The sequence below is a fragment of the Salegentibacter lacus genome, from assembly GCF_020164555.1.
Lineage (GTDB): Bacteria > Bacteroidota > Bacteroidia > Flavobacteriales > Flavobacteriaceae > Salegentibacter > Salegentibacter lacus.
Genome location: NZ_JAIQZB010000006.1, coordinates 90,144 through 106,551 on the forward strand (window position 1 = coordinate 90,144; position 16,408 = coordinate 106,551).

Annotated in this window: 16 protein-coding genes and 1 tRNA gene; 8 read left to right on the forward strand and 9 right to left on the reverse strand. The window is 36.4% G+C overall.

The features are described 5' to 3' along the window. Positions 1–44: 44 nt before the first annotated feature. The 8 genes from LB465_RS06195 to trhA form a co-directional block, all read right to left on the reverse strand. Positions 45–662 (reverse strand): class I SAM-dependent methyltransferase, encoded by a 618-nt coding sequence (locus tag LB465_RS06195; protein WP_224468264.1) that lies wholly within the window; start codon positions 660–662, stop codon positions 45–47. Positions 663–668: 6 nt separating this feature from the next. Continuing rightward, positions 669–1,283 carry a class I SAM-dependent methyltransferase gene (locus tag LB465_RS06200; protein WP_224468266.1) on the reverse strand — a complete coding sequence of 205 codons (615 nt, stop codon included), beginning with the start codon at positions 1,281–1,283 and terminating at the stop codon, positions 669–671. 2 nt (positions 1,284–1,285) lie between these two features. Next, positions 1,286–2,317 carry a cytochrome d ubiquinol oxidase subunit II gene (locus LB465_RS06205; protein WP_224468268.1) on the reverse strand — a complete coding sequence of 344 codons (1,032 nt, stop codon included), beginning with the start codon at positions 2,315–2,317 and terminating at the stop codon, positions 1,286–1,288. Between the two features lie 68 nt (positions 2,318–2,385). After that, a complete protein-coding gene (locus tag LB465_RS06210) occupies positions 2,386–3,705 on the reverse strand; it encodes a cytochrome ubiquinol oxidase subunit I (RefSeq protein ID WP_224468271.1) in 1,320 nt (439 codons plus the stop codon). 55 nt (positions 3,706–3,760) lie between these two features. Further along, a complete protein-coding gene (locus LB465_RS06215) occupies positions 3,761–4,213 on the reverse strand; it encodes a methyltransferase family protein (protein ID WP_224468274.1) in 453 nt (150 codons plus the stop codon). 25 nt (positions 4,214–4,238) lie between these two features. Continuing rightward, positions 4,239–5,036 carry a sulfite exporter TauE/SafE family protein gene (locus LB465_RS06220; RefSeq protein ID WP_224468276.1) on the reverse strand — a complete coding sequence of 266 codons (798 nt, stop codon included), beginning with the start codon at positions 5,034–5,036 and terminating at the stop codon, positions 4,239–4,241. A 70-nt stretch (positions 5,037–5,106) separates the two neighbouring features. Beyond that, positions 5,107–5,739, reverse strand: a complete 633-nt coding sequence (locus tag LB465_RS06225; RefSeq protein ID WP_224468279.1) for a Crp/Fnr family transcriptional regulator — start codon at positions 5,737–5,739, stop codon at positions 5,107–5,109. A gap of 95 nt (positions 5,740–5,834) precedes the next feature. Further along, positions 5,835–6,476, reverse strand: a complete 642-nt coding sequence (trhA, locus tag LB465_RS06230; protein WP_224468283.1) for a PAQR family membrane homeostasis protein TrhA — start codon at positions 6,474–6,476, stop codon at positions 5,835–5,837. Positions 6,477–6,663: 187 nt separating this feature from the next. On the opposite strand from trhA, the gene LB465_RS06235 reads away from it, so the two are divergent. Together LB465_RS06235 and LB465_RS06240 are read left to right on the forward strand one after the other, a co-directional pair. Further along, complete coding sequence (locus tag LB465_RS06235; protein ID WP_224468286.1) at positions 6,664–7,881, forward strand: exonuclease SbcCD subunit D C-terminal domain-containing protein; 1,218 nt, start codon at positions 6,664–6,666, stop codon at positions 7,879–7,881. Positions 7,882–7,884: 3 nt separating this feature from the next. Further along, positions 7,885–10,908 (forward strand): SbcC/MukB-like Walker B domain-containing protein, encoded by a 3,024-nt coding sequence (locus LB465_RS06240; protein WP_224468288.1) that lies wholly within the window; start codon positions 7,885–7,887, stop codon positions 10,906–10,908. A 70-nt stretch (positions 10,909–10,978) separates the two neighbouring features. Here LB465_RS06240 and LB465_RS06245 read toward each other — a convergent pair whose 3' ends face one another. Next, positions 10,979–11,854, reverse strand: coding sequence for a cation diffusion facilitator family transporter (locus LB465_RS06245; protein ID WP_224468290.1), 876 nt, complete (start codon positions 11,852–11,854; stop codon positions 10,979–10,981). Between the two features lie 168 nt (positions 11,855–12,022). Between LB465_RS06245 and LB465_RS06250 the strand changes: the two genes are divergently transcribed. The 6 genes from LB465_RS06250 to LB465_RS06275 all read left to right on the forward strand — a co-directional run bounded on the left by LB465_RS06250 (position 12,023) and on the right by LB465_RS06275 (position 16,377). Then, complete coding sequence (locus LB465_RS06250) at positions 12,023–13,285, forward strand: carboxypeptidase-like regulatory domain-containing protein (RefSeq protein ID WP_224468292.1); 1,263 nt, start codon at positions 12,023–12,025, stop codon at positions 13,283–13,285. Between the two features lie 352 nt (positions 13,286–13,637). Next, a tRNA-Pro gene (locus LB465_RS06255) sits at positions 13,638–13,714 on the forward strand. Positions 13,715–13,927: 213 nt separating this feature from the next. Further along, positions 13,928–14,602 carry a hypothetical protein gene (locus LB465_RS06260; protein ID WP_224468294.1) on the forward strand — a complete coding sequence of 225 codons (675 nt, stop codon included), beginning with the start codon at positions 13,928–13,930 and terminating at the stop codon, positions 14,600–14,602. Positions 14,603–14,726: 124 nt separating this feature from the next. Continuing rightward, positions 14,727–15,017: a helix-turn-helix transcriptional regulator gene (locus LB465_RS06265; RefSeq protein WP_224468296.1), complete on the forward strand. Its 291-nt coding sequence runs from the start codon at positions 14,727–14,729 to the stop codon at positions 15,015–15,017. Positions 15,018–15,050: 33 nt separating this feature from the next. Then, a complete protein-coding gene (locus LB465_RS06270) occupies positions 15,051–15,206 on the forward strand; it encodes a hypothetical protein (RefSeq protein WP_224468299.1) in 156 nt (51 codons plus the stop codon). Next, the gene (locus tag LB465_RS06275; RefSeq protein ID WP_224468301.1) at positions 15,193–16,377 is read left to right on the forward strand and encodes a virulence-associated E family protein; all 1,185 of its coding nucleotides are present in this window, start codon (positions 15,193–15,195) and stop codon (positions 16,375–16,377) included. Before LB465_RS06270 ends, LB465_RS06275 begins: the two co-directional genes overlap by 14 nt. The last annotated feature ends 31 nt before the right edge of the window (positions 16,378–16,408 follow it).

Here is a 16,408-nt window from a genome sequence, read left to right on the forward strand (position 1 = left end):
AAGTCTCCGATAGCTTTATAGCTTGAGACCTGTGAGGTTTATTTTTAAATTATTGGCTTTTTAGCCACAAACCGAATTACAGCAGCTTTTCCCTGGTGATATTTACCTTCTGAAAGCTCCGTTATTCTGTCTTCAAATTCTTCAAATTTATAACCGCCAAAAATAGTTTGTAATTCTTCTTTGGAAAACAACATTTCAGCGTTCTTAGGTCCACCCGACTGAGGATTTTCTTTTTGAATATCTATTTGTTCTTTGCTAAAAGCTTCAAAGATAACAACTCCATCAGGCTTTAATAAACTTTTAAATTCTTCAATATAGTTTTGTTTATCCTCTGGAGAAAAATGGGCAAAGATTAAAGCTATAACATCAAATTGCTCCTTTTTATAACCCAACTCAGGCAATCTCCCTACTTTATAATCAATTTTGACGCCTTCTTCTTCAGAAAGTTTTAAGGCTTTCTCTTTTCCTTTTTCACTAATATCGAAAGCGGAAACTTCCCAGTCTTTAGAAGAAGCATAAACAGCATTCCGTCCCTCCCCTTCAGCTGGAAACAGGATTTTTCCCGGCGCTATTTCACCAATTTTATTCTTAAAATATTTGTTCGGGGCTTTACCGTACACATAATCTTTTTCAGCATATCGCTCGTTCCAAAAATCTTTCATAAGCTTTTATTTTTTTCTAAAACAACAAAAAGTGAAATTTTGAATAGCCCCGGTTGGGGTTTTATGATCTATATTTTCTGAGCTTAAAAGCTCAAATTTATTTTGTAATAATTCCTGAAGATCTTCTTTTGAATATTGTTTAATTGTTCTTCCGCTGCATTTTTCGGGACCGTTTTTTGAAAAGGTCGCTAAAATTATAAATCCGCCTGAAGCTACTGAATTTTCTAAGTTTCGTATATAATTTTCAATTTGGTGTTCTTCGGTTAAAAAATGAAAAGCAGCACGATCGTGCCAGAGATGATAAACTTGAGTTACTTCAAATTCTGTAGCATCAGCAACTATCCAGTTTACCTTTTGAGCATCATCCTTTAGACGATTTTTTGCTTTTTCGATTGCTTTTTTAGAAATATCAAAAACAGAAATATCCCGATATCCCTCTTTTAATAAATAGTCTACTAGATTTGAATCTCCTCCTCCAACGTCTATAATTTTAGAACATTGAGGTAAATCCAAATCTTTTATAAGCTGCAAAGAGGTTTCGGGTTTCTCCTGGTACCAACTTGCATCTTCATAAGATTTCTTTTGGTAAACCTCTTCCCAATGTGATTTTGTTTCTTTCATAATTAATCTTTTTCCGGTTTTTCCAGCACTTTAATCATATTGAAAGATTTCATTAAATGAAAAAGACCAGGTAAAATTACAAATCCGCCAATTAGTAACATAATCGCTAAATTGCTTATGGTAGATTCAGGAGCAATATTATTTAGCAGACTAATTTCTTCTTCTGCAGTAATGATAATATAAGGAAAATGAGCGTAAAGGGCGGCGAAAAGTATTAAAACAACCTGAAAACCCGCTAAATACCTACTCGCAACTCTATATTCCTTTTTAATAAATTTCCAAAGCGGAAATAATAAGATTCCCGATAAGCCCACGCAGGCTAGTGAAACCGGATTTTGAATAAAATCTTCAGCAAATTTAATCCCGGTGAAATATCCATAACTGATAAGAATAACGCCTAGCACTACCAATACTAACGTGAAAAATGCTGAATTCTTAGCGTAATGCTTTCTGGCTTTTCCGTCAGCTTCCCCAATTAAAAACGTTGAAGCTAAAAAGGCACAAAGTGCGGCATAAAATAAACCTACAAGTAAGGCGAAAATATTCAGCCAATGCTGCATAAAAAGGTCGTAAAAACCGAAAGTCTCATAATCTTCGGTAATAATTATTTCTCCACCAATTAATGCTCCGAAAGACATTCCCAGGAAAATTGGGGTCACAAAACTTCCAATTCTAAAAAGCCAGTTATACCAAAACTGAGATTTATCTAAAACCGCATCGTAATGTCGAAAAACAAAAGCTACACCACGCAAAGTAATTCCTAGTAGCACCAGGCTTAAAGGAATATGCAGGTAAATAATCATTAGATTAAAATAAGCCGGAAAAGCCACCCATAGAATAACCAGCATAATTATTAACCAGATATGGTTAGCTTCCCATATTGGTCCCATTACCCGATAAATTGTATCGCGGGTATGTTCTTTATTTCTGGCCGAAGAAAACAACTCAACGATCCCGGCACCAAAATCGGCGCCCCCCAGAAGCACATACAATAGAAGCGAAAACAATAGAAAAAACAGAACGATATAAAGCATAATTAATCTTTGGTTTTATTCCCACCAGTGGGCTTAATATTACACGGCTAGTCACGATCAAAAAAACTTTAAGTGGTCTTATCCTCATCCTCAGGTTCCTGATTTAAGGATTTAATTTGTCGGTTCATCAACCAAGTTACCGTTATGGCCAAAACGGTATAGAGAAAAAGGTAATAGAAGAAGCTATATTTCATACCCGGCATTGGGGTTACAGCATCTTCAGTTCTCATAATTTGGTGAATAATCCAGGGTTGTCTTCCAACTTCGGTCACTATCCAACCAGCTTCAATAGCGATAAAACCAAGCGGCGCAACTACAATAAACAATAACCAGTAATATTTATTTTGAAGCCAGTTTTTCTTTCTTAAACTGATAAAATAAATCAATCCTGCAAACATCAGCAAGGTACCTATGCCAATCATAGTCTGGAACGCATAATGTACAATTGCCACGGGTGGCAGTTCATCATCAGGAAAATCGTTTAGTCCCTTTACTTCGGCATCAAAATCACCAAAAGCAAGAAATGATAAAGCTTTTGGAATTTCAATTTTATGTGAAATAGTTCGATTTTCTTCATCTACAATTCCGCCTATGTAAAGCGGAGCTCCTTTTTGAGTTTCATAATGTGCTTCCATAGCGGCGAGTTTCACCGGTTGACGCTCTGCCACGTCTTTTGCTGAAAGATCGCCACTTATAGGTTGTAGAAAGGCTGCAACGGCCCCAAAAACAATCGCGATTTTAAAAGCTTTGGTATGTAATTCTACATTTCTTTTGCGAAAAATCTGAAAAGCGTGAATTCCTGCCACTCCAAAACTGGTTGCAACAAAAGCAGCCAAAGTCATATGCAGTGCCTGGGTAAACCAGGCCGGATTTAAAAATGCCGCAACAGGATCTATATTAGTAAATTCGCCATTAATATATTCGAAGCCGGATGGCGCATTCATCCAGCCGTTAGCCGAGACAACAAGAATTCCTGAAGCAACCCCGGAAACTCCGATAATAATTCCGGTAAACCAGTGAAATTTTTCTGGCAGTTTGTCCCAACCATAAAGGTAAAAACCAAGAGCGATGGCTTCAACGAAAAATGCGGCACCTTCCAGAGAAAACGGCATTCCTATAATGGGACCGGCGTGTTTCATAAATTCTGGCCAGAGCATTCCCAGTTCAAAAGAAAGCGCGGTTCCCGAAACAGCCCCGGTAACAAAAAAGATTGCCACTCCCTTTAACCAGGCCATGGTCAATCTTTTATATATCGGATTTCTTGTTTTTAGCCATTTATGGTGTGAAACCACCATAAAAAAGGGCATTACCATACCAATACAGGCAAAAATGATATGAAAGCCTAAGGTAAAAGCCATTTGTAGGCGGGCGTAATCTAAATTCTCCATTAAGTCTTAGTTTATTGATTTCAAGCCATTTCAAAAAGACTAATCAATATAATTTTCAACGAATAAATTTAGGGAAAAATCTTCCCGTGTCCTGCCGGTAATCACGATATTTTGAATACTTTAAGCATAATTGTTCTTCTTCGTATTCTGATTTAAACCAGAATAAAATTAGCAATAAAACCGTAATTCCTATCTTAAAGCCGGACGCGAAATACAGGGATAGAAAAAATAAAAAAATTATAACTCCGGAATAAATAGGGTGTCTAACATATTTAAATAATCCGGTTGTAATTAACGTTGCATTTTTCTTTGGCTTCGGAAAAGGAGAGAGATTAGTATTGAGTTGAAGTATTGAAATTATAATTATAAAAAAACCAATACCACTTAAAATTAAAAAAACCGGCTGAAACAATTCCAACCGGTTAAATTCTAAAGCTTTAATATCAATTACCCAGGCTATAAAAAGCACAAATTGCATCCCGACAAAAAAGTAGTTTTTAAATGGCATCGCATCAGTTTTCTATTCCCTGAATTTACGAAATTTCAGCCCAAATAATATAAACACCCATTATTAGCACAAACCAGCCAAAACCTTTTTTCAGTTTTTTCCCATCTATAAATTTATTGAGATAAATTCCTATAAACATTCCCACCATGGCAAGTCCGGAGAAAATTGCCAAGAACAGCCAGTTAATTTCCATATTTTGAATATCTCCAATAAAACCTATCAGCGATTTAATGGCAATAATTAACAATGACGTCGCCACGGCTTTTTTCATTGGAAGTTTAGCCAAAAGCACTAAGGCAGGAATAATTAGAAATCCGCCACCGGCACCAACGATTCCGGTAAGTACTCCAACCACAATCCCTTCAATAATAATTAGGGGATAATTATAAGTTATTTCAACATTTTCTAATTTTTCCTTACCATTATCGCGAATCATAGAAATTGAGGCCAATACCATAATAATGGCAAAAAACAACATTATTCCAATGTTCTTCGTGATTTCAAAATCTCCAATACTAAAAAGAGATTCTGGAATTGCAGGAACCATCCACTTTCTTGTGGAATAAACAGCAATAAAAGCAGGAATGGAAAACACGATAGCCGTTCTAAAATCTACCAGTTTTTTCTGCATATTTTTAAACGCGCCCACTAGAGCAGAAGCTCCTACCACAAAAAGAGAATATGCTGTGGCAGTTACGGGATTAATTGCAAGTAAATAAACCAATACTGGAACCGTTAATATTGAACCGCCGCCACCTATAAGGCCTAAGACCACGCCAATTACTAATGCTCCAAAGTAACCCAGTATTTCAAGTATTTCCATATCTAAATTTTATTATGGCGCAAAAGTACCTGCAATATGGGTGTTTTACAGTAACAAGGGTTACACAGGTTTAAAGTTCTAAGACTTCTATGCTATTTCGTTGAAGTTTTATCCTTTCGTCCAGTTCAAGTTTTTTCAACAACCTAGAAATCACAACCCGTGAAGTATGTAAATCGTAAGCTATTTGTTGATGGGTAACTGCAATTACTTCACTCTGATTTATCTTCGCTTTATCCTGAAGATATTTCATTAAACGCTGATCCATATTCATAAAGGCAATGGTATCAATGGTGTCCAACATTTCTGAAAGACGAGCGTGATAACTTTCAAAAACAAAATCACGCCAGGATTTATACTTTGAGGTCCACTCTTCCATTTTTTCTATGGGAATCATAATCAACTTTGTATCGCGTTCAGCAATGGCCCTGATTTCACTTTTGGTTTGGCCCAGACAACAAGAAAGCGTCATTGCACAGGTATCGCCTCGCTCCAGGAAATACAAGAGAAGTTCATCTCCATCCTTGTCCTCCCGCATGATCTTAATAGCTCCTTCAACTAATAAAGGCATCATTTTTACATAATCCCCAATCTCAATAATTTTTTCTCCGGCTCCAACAACCTGAAGCTTACCAACGCGGTTAATTTCTTCAATTAGTTCGTCTTCAAAAATAAATCCGTAGGCTTCCTTTAATTCTTGTAGCATATTGCTGAGCTATTTATAAATTCTGAAAATACAATTTTTTCAAAAACTAAAATTAGTATTTAAAATGGGAATGTGGAGCATTTTTAGCCGAAAGTCTATCCCGGTAATACATAAAAATAAATAGAAAGGTAATGGCAAAATGTACCAAAAAGCACGAAAATATGAAAGATGGCGTGGTTAAACTTAAGCTTATCCAAACTAAATAACACAGCTCCAATCGTGTAAGAAATTCCGCCGGCAAACAGCCACCACAAACCTTCTGAACTTAAGTTATCGTAAAGAGGCTTAATAGCGAAAACAATAATCCAGCCCATCACTACATACATTACGGTAGACAGGGTTTGATATTTGCCAATATAGAAAAGTTTAAGGATAATACCGGTAAGGGCACAGCCCCAAACTACACCAAAGATGATCCATCCCACCCAGCCTTCTAAAGTCACCAGCGCAAAGGGCGTATAGCTACCGGCAATAAGCACATAAATTGAAGCGTGATCCAGAATATTTAGCCTGTACCGCCAGTTTTTATTCGTGGCAGAGTGATATAAAGTAGAAGCCGCATACAACAGAATCATACTCGCACCAAAAATACTAAAGCTCACCAGGTGTACCGTTTCGCCAAGTTCGTTGGCTCTTAATATCAATAAAACAAGACCGAGTATACTTAAGGCAAAACCAAAAGCGTGCGAAATCACGTTTAATTTTTCTTCAAAAGGCTCGTATTGATTAAATGACATTTTAAAAAATTTTGAAAAGAGAATTTCAGCTAAAAAAATTATAATCTATACCTAAGTGGTTAAAAAACCTCACAGGGTAGTTAATGATATAAAATTAATAAGTTTCAGCATTAATTGGAATATTTTAAACGGGCAATTTTTATTATTTTCGGGCTTTCACACCTGCATAAATCCTTAACCTATTCCTATGAAAATCCTGCATACCGCCGACTGGCATATTGGTAAAAAGCTGCATAAACATAGCCTGCACCCAGATTTTGATCTTTTTACAGATTGGCTTTGCGATTGTATTGCCGAAAATAAAGTGGAAGTTTTACTGGTTTCGGGCGATGTTTTTGATCTTGCCAATCCTTCTTCAGAAGCCAGGCAACAATATTTTAAAGCTTTGATGAAGCTGAAGCGTTTGGATTGCAAGATCGTTCTTACCGGTGGAAATCACGATTCGCCTGCGATGCTAAACGCGCCGCAAGAAGTTTTACGTGAACTGGATATTCATATTATTGGCGGTTTGCCAGATGAAATTTCAGAATGTATTATTCCTATCAAAAATAAAGAAAATAAAACCGAACTGCTCATCGCTGCCCTCCCCTATTTACGCGATGCCGATTTGAGAACAGCCAGCCAGGGAAATTCTTATGAAGACCGACTGGAAGCCTTACGGAAAGGGATTCAGCAAACATTTTTAGATACCGCTGAAATTTGTAAAACTCAATATCAAGGAGTCCCTGCCATCGCTATGGGGCATTTATTTGCTGCAGGAGCCGAAACTTCGGAAAGCGAGCGCGATATTCAAATTGGGAACCAGGCAGCTTTTAATGCGCTTCAATTTGGCGATTATTTCAATTATATCGCGCTAGGACATATTCATAAACCCCAAAGAGTGAACGCGGCCACGCCTACTTTTTACAGTGGATCGCCCATTCCGCTTTCATTTAGCGAACGAACCAATAAAAACCGTATTCTACTCCTGGATACAGCAATCGGTTGGGAACCACAGAATATTGAAATTCCTGTTTTTAGAAAATTGTTAAAGATCACAGGTGACCTGGAAAGTCTTCGGCAAAAACTGCTAGAACTAGAACCTTGTTCCGGACTCGCTTCTTTAATTGAAATTGAATTGAAAGAAGAAAATTTTGACTCCAATAAAATATATGAACTGGATCAATTAGTAGATAATTTTAAGGTGGAAGGCTATGAGATCGTAAAACACCGCGCCACTTTTGAAAATAAAATTAGTGGTAGTGGTGAACTTTATGAGAAAAAACAACAGCTGGAAGACCTTCAGCCTTTAGATGTTTTTCAGAAATTAATAGACCGACAGGAAGAAGATGAAGATACCCGCCAGGAATTATTAAGCGCTTTTAATGAAATCCTTGAAGAAGTGCACCAATCAAAACGAGCTTAAATAATGAAAATCCTAAGCATAGCTTTTAAAAATATCAATTCCCTAAAAGGCGAAAACTATATAGATTTTGAAGCTTCCCCTTTTTCGGGAAATACACTTTTTGCGATAACCGGGCCTACGGGGAGCGGAAAAAGTAGTATTCTGGATGTGATCTCCCTAGCACTTTTTAATCAGGTGCCGCGATTGGGGAAAATCAGTAAAAAGGAGATCAGGGAAAAAGGCGCCATTCTTACCCGAAACCAGAAAGAAGCTTACGCGAAAGTGACTTACCAAACCAATGCTGGGCGTTTCACATCTTCCTGGAGTATTGAGGTGAACCGAAATGGAAACCTGAACGATTATAATATGGAAATTGCCAACCTTCAGGATAACTCGCTGTTGGACCTTAAAAAATCTGAGGTTCCGGCGAAAAACGAAGATCTTATCGGGTTAAATTACGACCAGTTTATTAAATCGGTTTTATTAGCACAGGGCGATTTTGCAAAATTCCTTTCAGCCAAAAAAGAGGAACGTGGTGAATTGCTGGAAAAGATTACCGGCACCGGGATTTACCGCCAACTCGGGATTATGGCTTTTGAACGTTTTAAAACTGAAACTTCTGAAATTGAAAAGCAGCAAGACGAGATAAAATTGATTAGCTCCTATTTACTTTCTGAAGATGACCTGGAAACTTTCAATAAGGATTTAAAGGAAAAAACTGCCCAAACTGAAAACTTGCAGAAGGATTTAAAGTTGATTGAAAAACAACTGGAATTAAAGCAGACCATTAAAAAACAGGAAAAGGAAATAAGCGGTTTAGAGACAGAAGAATTAAAACTGAAGGAGCAGCTAAAAGAATTTGAAAATGAATATGGCAATAGCCTAAAGCAACACGAAAAGCTACAACCAATTGTTGAAGAATTGCAAACCTGGAAACGCTATCAACAGGAATTAGGAGGTTTAAAAGTTAACCTGAATAAAACTTCAGAAAAAATTGAGTTGAATAAAGAAAACACAAGCAACTTTATTCTACAGGTAAAAAGTTTTATTCACGAGGAAGTTTCCGCAGAAAACCTAAAGGAAAAACTGAATGAATTTACGGAGAAAATAAGGAAGCTTCAGGAAGAAAAAACTTCGTTGGGACGCGATTATAAAAGTAAGCTCCAATTATTTAAAACCGAAATTAGAGAATTAAACCTTGAATTTTCGGAGAATGATTTAAAAGTTGGAAAAGAAATCCTACAGAACCTTAAAACTGAAAAAACTGAACAAAAGCAACAGCTGGAGATTGAGTTAAAAGCAGTGGATTTAGAAAATATTACTACGGAAAAAAACAGGCTAAAAACCGAATTGGATAAAAGTCGTGACGCCCAGAAGTTTTCAGAAAAAAATCTTGAACAAAAGCAGAAACACTCAGATCTCAAAAAAGAAATTGAGTCCCTTCAACCGGAATTGAAAAACCTTCCAAAGATTATTCAAGAAGAAAAAAATCTGCTTATTTCCCTGAAAAAGGATTTAGAAATCCTTCAGCTAAAAAAGGAAAATCAGCTAAAAACCGCGCAATTAGAAGACCTTAGGAAATCACTTAAAACCGGGGAAGCCTGTCCGCTTTGTGGATCTAAAGAGCATCCTTATTCTGAACATCTCCCCCATTTTGAAGACGATCTAGCAGTGAAAATTGCAGTAAAAACTTCAGAAATAGATGAGCATAATTCAAAGCTCACCCAAGCCCAATCCAAATTATTACATTTGGAAGAGTCATTGCAAAAGGCTAAAAAACAATCAGGTGAAATTGAGGCTGTGATTAACAAAAATGAAGAGGATTTCAAGAAAAGATATCCTGAATTTGACGAGCTAGAAACTATAAATTGGGACACTCAAATTTCTTCGTTAAAAATTGAAATTGAGAGTTTAGAAAGCTTTGAAGCTATAAATCAACAATTAAAATTAATTGCAACCGGATTACCCATTTTAGAAGAGTTAGAGAAAATACTTCAGCGAGGGAAATCACTGCAGCATCAACTTCAGGAGCAATATTCAGGAAAAAATATTGGTGAGGATAATCAGCGATTAATGGATAATTGGAATTCATTGCTTCAAGAAAAAAAATATCTTCAGGAGTACGAAAAGGATCAAAAAGAACAGTTTCAGCAGAAATCGAAGATTTTTAATGAGTTAGAGGAAAAACTGCAAAAGCAGGTTTTAGAAAAAGAATTTGAAAGTATTGAAAATGCATATCAGTCACTTTTGCCGGGAAATAAATTTTTTGATTTAAAAAAGCAAAAAGATAATTTTCTAAAACAAAAAAGCATTGTGGAGACTGGCATTTCTACCCTTAATAAACAATTAGAACAGTTTAAAGAAAATGAAAGTGAGCGTTCTATTGAGGACTTAACTGCCGAACAAAAACAGAAACAAGATAATTGTAACTCAACGAAATCAACTTGTGAAGAATTGAGAAGAAAACTGGGCAACAATACTGAATACCTTTCCCGATTAAAAAGCCTTGAAAATCAAATTTCAGAAAAGGAAAAAGCTTGCAAACGCTGGCGGCTATTAAATACACTAATTGGCGATAGACAAGGCAAGAAATTCAACGATTTTGCGCAAGATCTCACTTTATCCCAGCTCATCTATCTCTCGAATATCAGGTTAAAAGATTTAAGCGAACGCTATAAAATCGATAAAGCGATGGATGGAGAAGACGACGGATTGGTAGCAATAGATGAAGATATGGGCGGGCAAAGACGATCGGTTAAAACGCTTTCGGGTGGTGAAACCTTCCTTTTAAGTTTATCACTCGCCCTGGCATTATCTGACCTGGCCTCCAGAAACGTAGAAATAAACAGTCTTTTTATCGATGAAGGTTTTGGAACTTTAGACCCAGAAACTTTAGACCAGACGCTGGATACCCTGGAAAAACTTCAGGCAGAATCTGGAAAGACCATTGGAATAATTAGTCACGTAGCTTCGTTAAAGGAACGAATTGGCACCCAAATTCAACTTACACGGAATGGGCAGGGATATAGTAGTTTGGTGGTGAAATAAGGCTACGGGTTTGGAGTTGCTGAGTGTGGGTTGCGGGTTGCGGGTTGTAAACATAAAATGAGAACTATAATTACTCCAACCGGCAGGATTCAGAATCTAACTCAAATTGGATGGTAAAGTGTTCAAAATTATATGCTTTCAAAGCATTCAATACTTCAGATTTACGATTTAGATATTCATCAAAATTATTAATATTTTCCAGTTTTACGTGGGCGGTAAATACGTGATGCTCTCCCTCCTGCGACCAGATATGTATGTGATGTGATGAAGCCACCCCGGGGATATCTTCAATTTGTTGTTTTACTTCCTCCAGATTGATATCGCCAGGTGTTCCCTGAAGGAAAATAAATAGTGTTTCTTTTAATCTTTTAAAAACATTCCATAAAATATAGAGTGTGATAACCAAAGATAAGGCTGGATCCAGATAATGAATATCTTTAAATTGCAAAATAATTGCTACCACGAGAATTGAGGCCCATCCCAGAACATCTTCCATAAGATGCCAGGAAATCACTTTTTCATTTAAAGTTTTACCACTGCTTAATTTCCAGGCGGCAAACCCATTAACCGCTACCCCGATAAACGCAAAGATCATCATTCCTTCGGCATCAGAATGTTCAGGAGCCATAAGTCTTCCCACCGCTTCATAAATTACATAAACCGAACCTGCAATAAGTATCAAGCTATTAAGTAAAGCTCCTAGCAGAGAAAATCTTCGATATCCAAAAGAGAATTTTGAGTCGCTTTTTTGTTGGGATTTATGATCCAGGTACCAGGAAGTTCCCAGAGAAAGACTATCGCCAAGATCGTGAATTGCATCTGAGATAATAGCAATACTATTTACATAAATCCCGCCGATAAATTCAAGAATGGTAAATCCGAGGTTTAGGAAAAAAACAAGTTTGAGATTTTTCCCTGAAGAATTCTTATGATGATGGTGCCCCATACTTTTGGAAAACTTAAGTCAATTGCGTTTCTCTTCGAAATTAGTCATTTTTAGTGTATTTATAAACCTTCTTCATCTTAAGTGAATAATATAGTGCTCAATTGAAATTACGTTATTAAATTCCTTTAAAATTTCGTATATTAGAATGAATATCAAAAACTTATAGCTGTGAAAAATTTAAAATCCCTAATGCTTTTTTTAGTGGGTATGCTAATTTGCTATACTCCCCTACAAGCTTTGCCATTTTTGCAAGATTCTGATCAGGATTATGTAGAATATAAAGGTGAAGTGATCAACTCTAATAACGAGGATGTGATCGTAAACGCCCATTTGTCGGTAAATGAAACCAATATATCAACGGTTACGAATTCCGAAGGAAAATTTTCGCTTAAAGTACCATCAGGAACGAGTCCTGCTACGGTAAATATTTCTTATCTGGGCTACCAGAGTAAAAACTTACCCCTTAGTTATTTTAAACCTCAAGGTACAATTATTTACCTGGATCCTGTGGTTGAAGAACTTTCAGAAGTTAAAGTATATGAAGCCGGGGATGCCCGCCGTTTAGTACGCACAATGCTGGATAACAGAGGAGCGAATTACATTGACGACCCTACCCAAATGACCGCTTTTTACAGAGAAAGTATCAGTAAAGGAAATAGAAATGTTTCTTTAAGTGAAGCTGTAGTGAAAATTCATAAAAAACCATACAGTGATTTTGGCGAAGAAGATATAGAACTTGTTAAAGCTCGAAAAACAGCCGATTATGAACGTTTAGATACCCTTGCCTTAAAATTGCGTGGTGGTCCTTTTAATACACTTTTTATAGATGTGATGAAATATCCCGATTATCTTTTTTATGAGCGTGACCTTGATAATTATGAGTTTAGTTTTGAAGAACCAACTCAAATCGATAACCGATACTTATATGTGGTGAGTTTTGAAGATATGAATAAAGATATGCCCTGGTTTTTCGGGACGCTGTTTATAGATGCAGAAACTCAGAGTCTGGTAAGAGCAAAATTGAATATAAATGTAGATAACAGACGTGCAGCCACCAATATGTTTGTAAATAAAAAACCGGGAGGTACCAAAGTTTACCCTATTGAAGTAAAGTATGACATAGATTATCATCAGCAGGATGGAAAATGGTATTTTGGTTATTCTAATGCGAAACTTCTTTTTGTAGTGAACTGGAGGAAAAAATTATTTAATTCCAGGTATCAGGTAGATTCTGAGATGGCCGTTACAAACTGGCAACCTCGAACTGAAGATAGAATAAAAAAAGGTGATAACTTTCTTGATAAAAGAGTAGTAATGGCCGATGATATTTCGGGTTTCACCGATTTACAATTTTGGGGAAGCAATAATATTATAGAACCCGATAAATCTATACAAAACGCGATAGAAAAAATTCAGCGTAATATTCAATAGAAAATTGTCTAATTAACATACAGGAGGTCGTTTAACAAGCGAATTTTGCTTTTTAAACAACCTCCTTTTTTGATTTAGAATGAAGATAATAAATTACTGAAGCTTAGAAAATGGCTTTTTAAAATATAAGAATTCAAGAAAACTGAAATCTGACTATCAGACACTTAAAATAATGTGTTACTTAAGTTTTTAAAAAATGGACTTTTCGCTTTGATAATAGTAAATAAGCACTTTAATTTGTGGCTTGAATTCAATAGATGACTTATGGTCTTTGCTCAAAACAAGTCACTAAATTCAGGAAGTCTTTTTCATAAAGAATTTTGAAAAAATTGAAATGAGCTAAATTATTAATCGGGATGTGGCGCAGTCTGGTAGCGTATACGCCTGGGGGGCGTGGGGTCGCAGGTTCAAATCCTGTCATCCCGACCAATGAATACGGGGCTTCCGAGAAATCGGAAGCCTTTTTATTTTCTATCCGTACAACATACGTACAACAATTTTTCAAGTCTTCTTTTTAATGCAAAATCCTATACAAGATTTTATTGAAATAAAAATTCCCTCTTAAAATTAATTTGAACCTTCCCGGGAATGGATGATTATTTTTCTTTTAACTATATTTAATAGACTATAGCGCTATTAATTATGGAAAAGTTTATCCTTGAATCTGGAAAAGCACTGGCTAGATTAAGGTCTGGAATAAATGATTTCATTGAAGATAAAATAGAGGGAAATGCCTCCAACTTAATTCTTTTTATCCTTGCTTTTTTTATCCTGTTTGTTTTAAGTTTCAGTTTGATTTTTGGTGTAAAACCCATAATAGATGGTTATGTCTATTTTCTAATTCTTCTTATAGTACTGGCGGTAGTTTTGATTTGGCTGGCCATATTCTATGAATCAAATAAACACGTGGAGACCGACCGGCATAATTTTAAGTTGGAACCTATTAATAAATTTCGGATAAGGTTTGAATACATCAATCTCAATAAAGACTCAAAAGAGCAGTTCTTTAGATTGCTTAAAGGAAGACGTGTTCAACAAAAGATCAATTTTACCGTTGGTAATAAAAGCGGGGACTCTGCCAACCACCGAATTCTTTTTGTTTTGTTCGATGAACTATTAGTTGGTGGCATTCAGGATTTTTCCGGAGAACGGAAACGTGACTTTTTTCAATTGCTGATGGATTCCTTTTTGATGAACAACGAACCGCTTAAAGAAAACACTTTAAAAACCAGTTTTTCCGCCTGGAAAAACGACCAGGAAAAAATTAATTCCCGAAACCAACGGAAATTCATCCGACAGATGCTTAATAAAGAATAATTATAGCATAATCCCCTTTTTATTTGAATTATCCTATTGATTTATAGGTATTTACTTTCCTAAGTTTGTCCTGTACAAAATCGTAAAAGGCCTTTTACTCATTTTTAATTTTAACCATATAGTTATGAATGAGCAGGAACAAGTAGTGGGTTTATTGGAGGATATTAAAGTTCTTCTTTCTCACACCAAAAAAGTAATGAACGTGGAAGATCTGGCACTATATACCGGACTCTCCAAAAGTAAGATCTACAAGCTTACGCATTTGAAGCTTATCCCGATGGGGAATAATCCTAACATTCGTCAGAAGTTTTTCGATAAGGAAAAGATCGATGCCTGGCTCCTGGGAGAACCGGACTTGTCCGATACTTTCCTTGAGGATCAGTTCAATAAGAGCCTGATAAAAAACCGGAAATAGGCACTTGCCTTTTACTCATCCTTTAAAAATTTTATGATGAAAAAGCTAACCTTTATCCAGGTGGGCATTAATTACTATACAATGGTAGTGACGCCTATTATTTCTTGGAATATCAATGAAGTTCCGATACTCTATAATATACTTTCAGGAATAGAAGGTTTTAAAGCTTTGGGTTATGAAGAAATTTGAATCCAAACTTTATCAGGTTTCTGAGCAGAAGAAAAAAACGATCTACGACGCCGTGGATGAGTATGTTTCTGATAAATATGATATCAGGTTTAACGAAATCTCCCACGAGTTTCAGATACGGATTAAGGAGTCAAATATCTGGGAAGATTTTGAAGTGAATTCTCTACTTATAGAATTAGCGAAATCGAACATAGAGATCAATCCGGGTAAACTGGACATCTATTTACGGTCGAACCTGATCCCCAGATTTAACCCGATTGCGGAATACTTTGATAAGCTTCCAAAATGGGTGGGTGGAGATCATATAAGAACACTCGCTTCATACCTTCCGGCTAAAGAACCTGAGCAGTTTCTTTATCATTTTAGGAAATGGCTGGTAAGAACAGTTAAGGGTGCATTGGATGAAAATTACTTCAATAAGCAATGTTTGGTTTTAGTGCATTCAGAACAAAATTCTGGAAAATCTACCTGGTGTAGATTTCTCTGTCCACCGGCTTTATCAAAGTATTTTGCTGAAGATATGACTACGGATAAAGACGCCAGGATTCAACTTACCAGGAATTTCATCATCAATTTAGATGAATTATCTGTGCTGGCCAGAAAGGAAATAAATGCGCTTAAAGCTTATTTCTCTAAAACGATGATCAATGAAAGGCTGCCTTATGATCGCAAAAACTCCAACCTGCGAAGGACCTGCAGTTTTATAGGATCGACAAACAGGGCAACCTTTCTTAATGATGAAACCGGTTCAGTGCGTTGGCTATGTTTTGAGCTAAATGGTAAAATTGATTTTGCTTACTCCAGGGTAGTTGATATAGATAAAGTATGGGCTCAGGCTTATTACCTGGCCTATGTGGATGAACAATTTAACCCGGAACTGACCCTGGAGGATATCATTGCAAATGAAGAAAGGAACAAGACTTATCGGGAAGCCAGTATGGAAGAAGAGCTGCTCTGTAAGTACTATCTCAAGAGCTTAGATCCAGCCGACTTTAAAACGGCATCAGATGTAGTGTTACAGCTCAATTGTATTAATCCGAGACTGAATATTTACAATATGGGTAGAGCAATGAGGGCTCTGAACTTTGAAAGGATAAAATCAACCCAAAATGGAAGATATGGCTACCTGGTCAAACAGCGGTTCAAGGCCTCTCCTTTAGAAGTTTTATAAAATCTATTTACCCTAATTACCCAAACCTTGG